Origin of the sequence: Sesame phyllody phytoplasma, assembly GCF_018390775.2 — a bacterium.
GTDB classification, from domain to species: domain Bacteria; phylum Bacillota_I; class Bacilli_A; order Acholeplasmatales; family Acholeplasmataceae; genus Phytoplasma; species Phytoplasma australasiaticum.
On sequence record NZ_JAHBAJ020000016.1, the window covers coordinates 1 to 10,932 of the forward strand.

Genomic DNA, 10,932 nt, shown 5'->3' on the forward strand with positions numbered 1-10,932 from the left:
TTAAAAGCGGAACGTTGTGAGAATTGCGACAAAACAACCCAACTTCCAATTCATCACATTGGTACGGTCCGCAATGCGCATCACCGAAGTATCATGAATAAAAGAACAAAGGCATTATGTAAAGATTGTCATCGCAAGATAACCAATCAACAAATACATTATATCAGAAATAACAAGAACAATAAGAATAAATAGCTAATCGACCGTGAGGAGAAATTAGTTCTCGCAAGAGAGTGAATTATGGAAAGCCGGATGCTGGGAAACTTGCTTGTCCGGTTTGGACGGGGGCTGATTGTAAATAAAACAGCAAAGATAAATCGCTGAATAAAACGCAATTAATCTATCCGTATATCATAGATGTATTTTATTTAATAGATATTTAGTCAATAAATATAACCAAAATTACAAAAATTTATTTTTTTATATAACTTTAAATTTATCTTTATACCAGAAATAATAACTATTAATAAAATTTTAATGATTATTAATTTTTATTTAATTTAAAAAAATATCTAAATATTTGTTAATAAATATTAAAAATGATAATTTATATATGTGAATAAAATAAATAAACAGGAGATGTTAAATATGGTTAAATTAAAAAAAATAATTAAAATCATTAATTACAGCACATTGTTTTTATTTTTATTCTCGATTATAAATATTAATCAAGTGATAGCTATAAATAAAGATGAATATATGAACGATCAAGATAATATGAAAATTCATGATATTCATCTAGAAAATACAGAAGATATATTACAACATTTAATAAACAAAAATTGTTATGAAAGTTTCAGTTATTTTGCCTTAGAATACCCATGTTATAATGGACAAAATGTTAAATACGATCTTATTTGGAAAATTAAAAATCCCCCTTTTAAACAATTAGGCACTAATGAATATAAGTTAATGTGTGTTTTGTTTGATAAAGGAGAGAGAGACAAAAAAGATGATATTTATTCTTTAGAAGATTTAAAACAAATGAGCAACGGAGCTTCCAATATGTATATTTTTTGGGTTAAAAACAAATTTTTAGATCCAAATGATAAAAAAAATGTACAGAATCTAATATTTAATAGATTAGAACTAGAATTTAAACAAAAACAAATAAAAGAAAAAATAAAAGAGATAAACGAATTATTAAATTATTTATCACAAGAAGAAAAAAATTTTCTAATTTAGAAAACGATTTTAAATTACAAATACAATCCTTATTAAAGGATAAAAAATCACTTGAAGTTGAAATAATTAATTTAAAGCAAAAAATTAAAAACCTTGAAGACACTAAAAATGACGAAAATATTCTTAAAAATAAACAAATTAAAGAACTTAATAGTCAATTGGATTTATTAAAAAAAGATATCCAAAACGAAAAAGAAAAATATCAACAATTGAATAATTATTTTAATAATAAACAAAAAAAATATTCAGGAATTCGTGATTTTTTACATCAAAACTTTTTTCGTTTTTAATTTATATTATCAATTATTTTAAAAATTAATCATTTTCATGTAACGATAAATGTTAATATTAAGTAATTCTAGAAATTAATTTTAAAATTTATTTTGAAAAAATAGAATTTAAAAAAAAATGTATCTGTAATTTTAATATCATTAAAGAAATAGAAGATAATATTTATAAATTATAAATTAATAATAAAATATTTTTAGGAAACTTACAGATAAAAACTAATAAAATCAACTTTTAAAGTTGATTTTATTATTTTGATATATATCAAAGACAATAATATGATGTATTAAAGTAGAATTATATTAAATTTAATTTCTAAATATAAACATTAAAATAAATAAAATTAATGTTATTTTATGAAATAGAATTTTTTAAATTTTTAGATATAATATGCAATTTAATAATATTTTTTAAATAATAAATAAAACACTGATTAAACTGATTCGATATAAAAATTATTTTTAATATATTGAATATTATATCGGATTTCGTCATAATGATTTTTTTTTATTTCATAAATTATTTTGGAAAATCTTTTTTGATTTTCTTTTTCCTTTTTAATTTCTTTATAAAAATATTCTTTTTTTTCTTCGATTTGTGTTATTTGTGATTGTAATTTTTCATTTTCTTTGTCAATATCGTATTTTTGTATTTGTTGATGTATATTTGGGATATTATTATTTTTGTACAATTGGCGTTGTTTAAAGTTATTCTCAGATGTAGTTAATTGTTTAAATTCATCTTCGATAATTTGCGGATTAGGAAGAGAATTTATTTTTTTTTGTAAATTGTTTATTTTTATTTGGCTTTCATTAAATAGTTTTTGCCATTTATATATTGAATCTTGTCTTTGTTTTATTTTCTCTTTAAGGTTAAATTTTGTTTTTTCATTTTGAATAAAAATTTGATCTTTAGGTGGTAAAAAAGATATTTCAAAAACATCATCACAATAAAATTCTAAAAAATAATTTTTAATTTTTTTCCATTGATCAATGTTAATATTAGTTTTATGGTTATTTTCCGCTAGAGCATTAAATCCTTGTATTGATGATTGCATTTCTAAATCAATGTTTTCTATAAAATTTGAATCCAGTAATTGTAGGTTAAAACCCATATTATTTGCAAAATTTGAATTCGATATTTCTTGAAAATCAATATTATTATTATTTACATTATTAATATTTTCGCTAATATAAATATTTTTATCTTTCGGATACACATCAAAGTCTTGTATTGACGCTAATTCTTTAGAATTTATTTCTTCTGATAAATTTGAATTAGACACTTCTTGAAAAGAAATATCATTTTCATAATCATTATTAATTTTCGTTTTTTTAATATATATAAAAATTATTATAATCGCTAACAATATAATACTTAAAATTAAAAAATGTTTTTTACGCAAATTTATCATAATAATTTTATCGTTTTTCTTTCTAAAAAATAATAAAAAATTAAAAAAATTATTTTTTTATTATTAAAATCACATTTTAATTATTATACATTGTTTGTTTATATTTGATTTAAAAAATCTGATGTATTCTCGAAATATTAAAAATAAATAATAAATATAAAATTTGGCTTAATATTTTTTTATTTAACATTATTTTTTTAAAATTGTATAATAATGATATATTCAAATTTCCATATTTGATAATAATTGCTATTATCAGAAAGGCTGTGAAATTCATGAATCAATCTTATTTTTTTCAAAAAAAATTATTAAAAAACTATCTTAGTATTAATCCAGATTATAATAATTTATATAAAGAAAAAACATCATTATCTTTTGAAATATTTCAAAAAGAAACGCCCAGAAGCCAAAAACTCAAAAGTTTCACGGAAATTTCTAAATCTAAATTTAAAATTACTAATATTAAATCAGAAAATAAATATAAAAAATATAAAATACAATCTATTTCTACTCAAACCCAAATAAAATTTTTAAAAAATAAATATAAAAATTTAATCGAAAAACCTCAAAATTACCAACCTTTTCAAAAAAATTTAGAACCAATTTATCAAAATGGTATAATACAGTATAAAAATAATTATTTATATAAATGCTCCTTCTATAGCCACTCCTCAGCTGAGGAATAGAAAAAAATAAAAGGAGTTTAATAATTAATGTTTAAATACAATAATCCAATTACAATTATAAAAAATTATGTATTAATTTTATTAGGAATTTTATTAATTAGTATTAATAATCATTCTATTATGGCAACAAAGTTCAATACTAAAGATAAAGAAATTATAAACCATGAAATTAACGATCAAGAAGTAAACAAAAACTTTCAATTATTAAATGATATAAAACAAAAAATTTTGATTATGTTCATCCAAATATCATCGATAGATCTTAAAAACAATAAATATGCATTAATATCAAACGATAATGATGTTATTCCGCAAATAAAAGATTTTTTGAAACAATCAAAACAAAAATATCCTGATTTAATCGAGAAAGATATTAAAAAAGTAACTAAATGGGTATTTTTAAATGGAGATACAGAAGATCAAAACAAGATTTATAATATATTACAACAAATATTATTGAATTGCGCTCGATAATGGTTAATTAAAATTAACCTAATATAAGAATATAAGAGTCAAAGAAACCTAAATTCACATTATATCACTAATAATCAGTACCAATTAAGCACTATTATACTAAATATCTAGTCAACAAGTATGCACCAAACTAGAAGTTAAGGATAAGAAAGGTTGAAATCATTAAGTGGTTAAGTAGTATAGTAATAATTAAAATATCTCTAGTAAAAAAATAAAGTTTTGGATATTGATATTTTTAAAACCAAATTATACCTTAAAATCATTATAATTAAATCTGTTAATCATCAAGACCAACTTTTAAGTTGGTCTTTTTTTGTTTTTTTTAACAAAAATGAAAACAATATTTTTTAATTTATTCTAAAAAGAAATAATTTTTTAAGAAAAACTTTATTTTTAATTTTTTTAAAAAATAAATAAAATTTAAAAAAATATTTGATTAATTCGGGATATTATTTTTTGGAGGTACTAAAAGAATTATATTATTTAAAAATATTAATTAAACAGAAATTTATACATGATTCTTTATAATATTTGAATTTTTACTAAATAAAACTAATTTAAATTCTTATTATTTTTTTAATGTTGACGCAAATATTAATATTTGGTAAAATTGATTTACATGTTATTAAATTGAAAATTAATTTAATGTTTATAAACTTAATATATTATTATTTATAATCATATTTTTATTTTATATCGGTTTTCAGTAAATTCTTAATAGATAAAATTAAATTATCTATTAAGTTAAATAGTTTTATATTTTTTATTTTTTTTATTCCTTAATTTAAATGGTCTATTATATTAAAAAATTTAATTCTTTTAAAACATTTGTTAATTTATAATTATTTATTTTTGGAAATTTTTTTATTGAAAATTATAATTTACAATAAATATTTTTAAATTGGTTATATTTTAGTAAATCAGATTTCAAACGTAAAAATTATATTAAAAAATTTTTTTTGGTTAATTTAATAAAAAAATATTCTTACCGTATATAAATCATATTTATTATTTTTTTATTTAATTTTTTTAATAATTTTAAAATATTTTAATTAAAAAACAATTAATAAAAAAATTGAGATAAAATTAACGGAAAAGGTTTGTTTAGTATGTTTGAAAAATCCATGCAACATAAAATTATTAAATTATTAATTACAGTTTTTATGTTTTTTTTATTATTAAATATTTTTTCAAAAATATCATTTAATCTTAATAATGAGAGCAAAAAATCCAAATTATTTTTGAATACACAAATAAATAAAGTTGCAAAGTTACAAACAAATACACCTGAAGAGCAAAAATTAATTTTTATAGATAATAATATTATTGATCCTGATGAAGTTATTGTAATTTTAAAAGAAAGAATAGTTAATCAATTTTTAAAAAGAAATAAAATAGCAAAAGCTTTTGAATTAGCAAACAAAGATTTAGATATTAAATTTACAATACCAAATCGTAATCAACCAATAAAAGATGAAAAAAAATTTATAAAAGAATTAATCAAGATTGATCCCCAAATAACCCTAAAAGATGATATAATCGAAGAACTTAAATATATATTATTAAAAGAATATAGAGAAAAAAAACAATTATTTAACTCATATGATTTTTTTGTAAATTATAAATTAATTCACAATAAAATAAGAAATTCCCATATATATCAAATTCATGAATTATACAAAAATTCTCAAATCCAAAATATAAAATATCCTTTTTATACAATAGTGTTAAAATTGATTTTAGAAGATAAAGAAAATGAAATCATTAAATCAAAGGAACAACTTAAACAATTGCAAGCTAATTTCAATTATTATAATGTAATAGAAAATCGAATAAAAAATGAAAAAGAATTTGAAAATAATTTAATAGCAATAGATTCAACATTAACATATCAACAAAATTTGTTAATTTTAAAAGAAAAGATAAAAAATCAATTTAAAGAAAAAAATCAATTAGCGAAATTATATGATCAAATGCGAACAGAAATAGAATTATCTAGTTTTGAAACTAAAGAACAATACTATATTCAAAACGAAGAGGATTATATAAAAAACTTCTTGTTGACATCTGTAAATATGCCGACTTCGAAAGAAAAAATTTTAGAACATTTCCAGAGAATATTATTATTAGAATATAAAAATAAAAAAAATATTTTAAATTTATATAGTTCTTACTTAAAAAAAATAATAGATATAATGTTGGATAAAATATCAAATAATTTTACAACATGGTCGCCAACTAAAATAGGTATAATAAATAAAATAATAAATAATCCTTTATTCACTTCATTTCTAAGATTTGAAATAGAAGATGCTCAAAACGAAATTATTAATTTAAAAGAACAAATTAAAAATACACCGGCAACTCTAAAAAATTTAGAGGATACCAAAAACGAATTACAAAATGATTTTCAAAATAAGTTAAAAAATTATTTTATCGCTTATGATCAAAAAATTAATGATTTAAAAAAACAAATAGAACAACTAACTAAAAATGATCAAAAACACGACGAAACTGATCGAAGACACGACGAAATTGACAAAATACACAATGAAAATGATCAAAAACACGATGAAACTGATCAAAGACACGATAAAAATATTATTGATTTCAATAAAAGATTACAAACATTAACTGAAACTGACAAAATACACGACGAAACTGATCGAAGACACGACGAAACTGATCGAAGACACGATGAAACTGATCGAAGACACGACGAAACTGATCGAAGACACGACGAAACTGATCGAAGACACGATAAAAATATTATTGATTTCAATAAAAGATTACAAACATTAACTGAAACTGACGAAATACACGACGAAACTGATCGAAGACACGACGAAACTGATCGAAGACACGATGAAACTGATCAAAGACACGATGAAACTGATCAAAGACACGATAAAAATATTATTGATTTCAATAAAAGATTACAAACATTAACTGAAAATGACGAAATACACGACGAAACTGATCGAAGACACGACGAAATTGACAAAATACACAACGAAAATGATCGAAGACACGACGAAAATGATCAAAGACACGACGAAAATGATCAAAGACACGATGAAACTGATCAAAGACACGATGAAACTGATCAAAGACACGATGAAACTGATCAAAGACACGATAAAAATATTATTGATTTCAATAAAAGATTACAAACATTAACTGAAACTGACAAAATACACAACGAAAATGATCGAAGACACGACGAAAATGATCAAAGGCACTATGAAAATTATCAAAGACACGATAAAAATACTATTGATTTTGATAAAAGATTAAAAACATTAACTGAAATTGATCGAAGACAAGATGAAAGTATTATAAAATTCAATCAAAGATTTAAAACATTAACTAAAAATGATCAAAGACAAAATGAAAATGATCGAAAACAAGATGAAAGCATTAATAAGGTTACAGACAAAGTCACGAGCTTCGATACGATTCACAAAACATTGACCGAAGATAAATATGAAGTAGAAAAAACATTCACACAAAATATAATCGATTTAAAGTATAAAAATAAATTAATAAAAGAACAAAACCAAAACAATCAAATTTTTAAAAAAAATAATACAAAATTTATCGAATTAGCTCACAAATATTTAACAAATATTTATTCCATTGATACTCAAAAATGGATATTTTTATTTAAAAAATATAGTAAAATTTATTTAGTAATAATTACATGTATGATAAATATTTTATTTTACTTATTATTATTAAGTAATAAATTTAAATCATAATTTAAACATAATTATAAAATGATAAACTTAAAACTTATTTTAATTAAAAAGTTTATTTTTTTAATTAAATTTCTTAATATAAATATTTTTATTATCAAGTGTTAAATTGTAATCTAAAATTATTTAGATTAATTTTTGAAATAAAATTTTTTAGTTATTAAAGATACTACCACACCTTAATAGACTTGATGATTATATTTTTGTTGGTTTAGTTGCCGGTGGAGGGCTTGGATGAGCGTGATTTTGTCACTGCCATATTTATTAATCATTCAAAGAAAATTTATTTTATGGTTCTTTTCCTTTGCCAATGAATAAAGATATAAAAAAAGACCTTTATGGAGAAATTTAAATTTACTTAATTGTTTTAAATAAGTGATTTGAAATGATTATTATTTAGTTAGGTCTAATAATGATAAATACTTTTGGTCATATGTTATCATTTCTTTTACAAATTCATTATCCTTATTAATAATTTGTTGCGATTTCGTCCGCATAAGGAAATTTAATTTCTAATAAAATGTTAGTTTGTCCGAATCCATTAAGACCTGAAGAAAACATATTAATTTTATCATCGATAAAGATAATATAAGAGAACTTTAATTAAGATGTTGTTCAAAAAAAGCACACACTACAAGGTCTGTTTTTAACCATATTCGTTATTTTTATTTTTTTTGTTCCATTTATAAGATTATTTTGGTTTTTTAACATAACTCTATTTTTTTATTTTTTTAGAACTTGATGATGAGTTTTCTGTTTGGTTATTTCTTTTTTGTTTTGTTGATATTAGTTTAGTAATTCTAGTTAAATTAATTTGAATTCCTTTTTTATTAAAATATTCAATACCTTCCTTTAAATCATTAATTGCTTTATCTACCGAATCATAACTTCTTTTTGTTGATTTTTATTATTAATAAAATATCCATTTTTTGAGTTACTAATGGAATAAATATTTTGTTAAATATTTTTGTGAGTTACTGATAATTTGTATTATTTTTAAAATTTGGATTGTTTTGGTTTTGTTCTTTTATTAATTTATTTTTATACTTTAAATCGATTATATTTGTAGAATGTTTTTCTACTTCATATTTATCTTCGGTCAATCGTTTGCGAATCGTATCGAAGCCGTGACTTTGTCCGTAACCTTATTAATGTGCTTTCATCTTGTTTTCGATCATTTTCATTTTGTCTTTGATCATTTTTAGTTAATGTTTTAAATCTTTGATTGAATTTTATAATACTTTCATCTGGTTCTCGATCAATTTCAGTTAATGTTTTTAATCTTTTATCAAAATCAATATGTATTTTTATCGTGTCTTTGATAATTTTCATAGTGCTCTTTGATCATTTTCGTCGTGTTCGATTCTTTCGTTAGGTATTTTGTCAGTTTCAGTTAATGTTTGTAATCTTTATTGAAATCAATAATATTTTTATCGTGTCTTTGATCAGTTTCATCGTGTTCGATCAAAGTTTCATCGTACTTTGATCAGTTTCATCGTGCCTTGATCATTTTCGTCGTGTCTTGATCATTTTCGTCGTGTCTTCGATCATTTTCGTTGTGTATTTTGTCAATTTCGTCGTGTCTTCTGATCAGTTTCGTCGTGTATTTCGTCATTTTCAGTTACTGTTTGCACCTTATTGAACCAATAATATTTTTATCGCCCTGATCAGTTTCATCGTGTCTTTGATCAGTTTCATCGTGTCTGATCGCTTCGTCGTCTTCATCAGTTTCGTCGTGTATTTCGTCAGTTTTCGTTAATGTTTGTAATTTTTTATTGAAATCAATAATATTTTGAATGTGTCTTTCGATCAGCTTCTGTCGTGTTCTCGATCAGCGTTTCCGTCGTGTCTCTGACTGCTCTATCGTGTTCGATCAGTTTCGTCGTAAGTCTTCGATCAGTTTCAGTCGTGTATTTTGGTCAGTTTCAGTTAATGTTTGTAATCTTATTGAAATCAATAATATTTAGACGTGTCTTTGATCAGTTTCATCGTGTTTTTGATCATTTCATTGTGTATTTTGTCAATTTCGTCGTGTCTTCGATCAGTTTCGTCGTGTTTTTGATCACGTGAGTTGCTGTTCGTATTTGTTTTTTTAAATTACACTTTGATCGATAAGCGATAAAATAATTTTTTAATTTATTTAGAAAATCACTTAATTGTTTTTGGTATCCTCTAAATTTTTAGAGTTGCCGGTGTATTTTTAATTTGTTCTTTAAATTAATACTCGTTTTGAGCATCTTCTATTTCAAATCTTAGAAATGAAGTGAATAAAGGATTATTTATTTTATTTATTATACTCTATTTTAGTTGGCGACCATGTTGTAAAATTATTTGATATTTTATCCAACATTATATCTATTATTTTTTTAAGTAAGAACTATATAATTTTAAAATATTTTTTATTTTTATATTCTAATAATAATATTCTCTGAAATGTTCTAAAATTTTTCTTCAGTCGGTATATTTTTTACAGATGTCAACAAGAAGTTTTTATATAATCCTCTTCGTTTTGAATATAGTATTGTTCTTAGTTTCAAAACTAGATAATTCTATTTCTGTTCGCATTTGATCACAATTTCGCTAATTGATTTTTTTCTTAAATTGATTTTATCTTTTCTTTAAAATTAACAAATTTTGTTGATATGTTAATGTTGAACGGCTGCTATTAAATTATTTTCAAATTCTTTTCATTTTTATTCGATTTTCTATTACATTATAATAATTGAAATTAGCTTGCAATTGTTTAAGTTGTTCCTTGATTTAATGATTTCATTTTCTTTATCTTCTTAAAATCAATTTTAACACTATTGTATAAAAGTTGGATATTTTATATTTTGATTTGAGAATTTTTGTATAATTCATGAATTTGATATATGGAATTTTTATTTTATTGTGAATTAATTTATAATTTACAAAAATCGCTTAGCAATAATTGTTTTTTTCTCTATATTCTTTAATAATATATATTTAAGTTCTTCGATTATATCATTCAGGGTTATTTGGGGACTGGGATCTTGATTAATTCTTTTTATAAATTTTTTTCATCTTTATTGGCTGATTACGATTTGGTATTAAATTTATCTAAATCTTTGTTTGCTAATTCAAAAGCTTTTGCTATTTTATTTCT

At 21.5% G+C, this 10,932-nt stretch carries 8 protein-coding genes and 1 pseudogene; 6 read left to right on the forward strand and 3 right to left on the reverse strand.

The annotated features are described in order from the left end of the window. From KHD59_RS02075 to KHD59_RS02510, 3 genes and pseudogenes are all read left to right on the forward strand, one after another. Positions 1–195, forward strand: a pseudogene (locus tag KHD59_RS02075) (group II intron reverse transcriptase/maturase); the annotation flags it as partial. 393 nt (positions 196–588) lie between these two features. Beyond that, positions 589–1,185: a hypothetical protein gene (locus KHD59_RS02080; RefSeq protein WP_213680503.1), complete on the forward strand. Its 597-nt coding sequence runs from the start codon at positions 589–591 to the stop codon at positions 1,183–1,185. 158 nt (positions 1,186–1,343) lie between these two features. Continuing rightward, positions 1,344–1,475, forward strand: coding sequence for a hypothetical protein (locus tag KHD59_RS02510; RefSeq protein ID WP_269091026.1), 132 nt, complete (start codon positions 1,344–1,346; stop codon positions 1,473–1,475). 431 nt (positions 1,476–1,906) lie between these two features. Here KHD59_RS02510 and KHD59_RS02085 read toward each other — a convergent pair whose 3' ends face one another. Beyond that, positions 1,907–2,887: a hypothetical protein gene (locus KHD59_RS02085; RefSeq protein WP_213680502.1), complete on the reverse strand. Its 981-nt coding sequence runs from the start codon at positions 2,885–2,887 to the stop codon at positions 1,907–1,909. Positions 2,888–3,162: 275 nt separating this feature from the next. On the opposite strand from KHD59_RS02085, the gene KHD59_RS02090 reads away from it, so the two are divergent. The 3 genes from KHD59_RS02090 to KHD59_RS02100 all read left to right on the forward strand — a co-directional run bounded on the left by KHD59_RS02090 (position 3,163) and on the right by KHD59_RS02100 (position 7,808). Then, a complete protein-coding gene (locus tag KHD59_RS02090; protein WP_213680501.1) occupies positions 3,163–3,573 on the forward strand; it encodes a hypothetical protein in 411 nt (136 codons plus the stop codon). A 27-nt stretch (positions 3,574–3,600) separates the two neighbouring features. Continuing rightward, positions 3,601–4,047 carry an SVM family protein gene (locus tag KHD59_RS02095; protein ID WP_213680500.1) on the forward strand — a complete coding sequence of 149 codons (447 nt, stop codon included), beginning with the start codon at positions 3,601–3,603 and terminating at the stop codon, positions 4,045–4,047. A 1,109-nt stretch (positions 4,048–5,156) separates the two neighbouring features. Continuing rightward, the gene (locus KHD59_RS02100) at positions 5,157–7,808 is read left to right on the forward strand and encodes a hypothetical protein (RefSeq protein WP_213680499.1); all 2,652 of its coding nucleotides are present in this window, start codon (positions 5,157–5,159) and stop codon (positions 7,806–7,808) included. Between the two features lie 1,086 nt (positions 7,809–8,894). Here the strand turns inward: KHD59_RS02100 and KHD59_RS02105 are convergent. Beyond that, positions 8,895–9,137 carry a hypothetical protein gene (locus KHD59_RS02105; RefSeq protein ID WP_238120330.1) on the reverse strand — a complete coding sequence of 81 codons (243 nt, stop codon included), beginning with the start codon at positions 9,135–9,137 and terminating at the stop codon, positions 8,895–8,897. A gap of 160 nt (positions 9,138–9,297) precedes the next feature. Continuing rightward, positions 9,298–9,420 (reverse strand): hypothetical protein, encoded by a 123-nt coding sequence (locus KHD59_RS02515; RefSeq protein ID WP_269091031.1) that lies wholly within the window; start codon positions 9,418–9,420, stop codon positions 9,298–9,300. Positions 9,421–10,932 lie beyond the last annotated feature (1,512 nt).